This is a genomic window from Mesorhizobium sp. M6A.T.Ce.TU.016.01.1.1, assembly GCF_003997065.1.
Classification (GTDB): domain Bacteria; phylum Pseudomonadota; class Alphaproteobacteria; order Rhizobiales; family Rhizobiaceae; genus Mesorhizobium; species Mesorhizobium mediterraneum.
Map to the genome: position 1 here is coordinate 1 of NZ_RZTJ01000109.1, position 523 is coordinate 523.

General features: G+C 64.1%; 1 protein-coding gene. It reads left to right on the forward strand.

All coding sequences use genetic code 11. The features are described 5' to 3' along the window. Positions 1–523 (forward strand): ABC transporter permease (locus tag EOC94_RS33475; protein WP_148128460.1); only part of this gene is annotated, 523 nt, incomplete at both ends.

A 523-nucleotide genomic window follows, 5' to 3' on the forward strand; every position in this document is an offset into this window, starting at 1 on the left:
CCTGTTGTTCATCTTCTCCGTCATGCTGAACTGGCTGCCGGGGCCGGGCAGGGTCGATGCCCGCCTGGCATTGCCGCCCGGCATCACCGGCTTCCTGACCATCGATTCGCTTCTGGCTGGCGACTGGACCGTCTTCAAGGACGCGCTCTGGCACCTGCTTCTGCCGGCCTTCGTCCTCGGCTGGACGGTTTCGGGCACCATATCGCGGCTGGTGCGCGCCAACATGCTTGATGTGATGAGCCGCGAGTTCGTGCTCACCGCGCGCGCCAAGGGGGCGAGCGAATTCCGCGTCGTCATCGTCCATGCGCTGCGCAACACCATGGTGCCGACCCTGACCGTCATCGGCTATTCCTTCGCCTATCTGATCACCGGCGCGGTGCTGACCGAAACCATCTTCTCCTGGCCGGGCATGGGATCCTATGCCGTGGAGGCAGCGCGTGCGCTCGACTTCCCGGCGATCATCGGCGTCACCATCGTCGGTGGTCTCGCCTTCCTGGTCACCAACCTTATCACCGACATACTC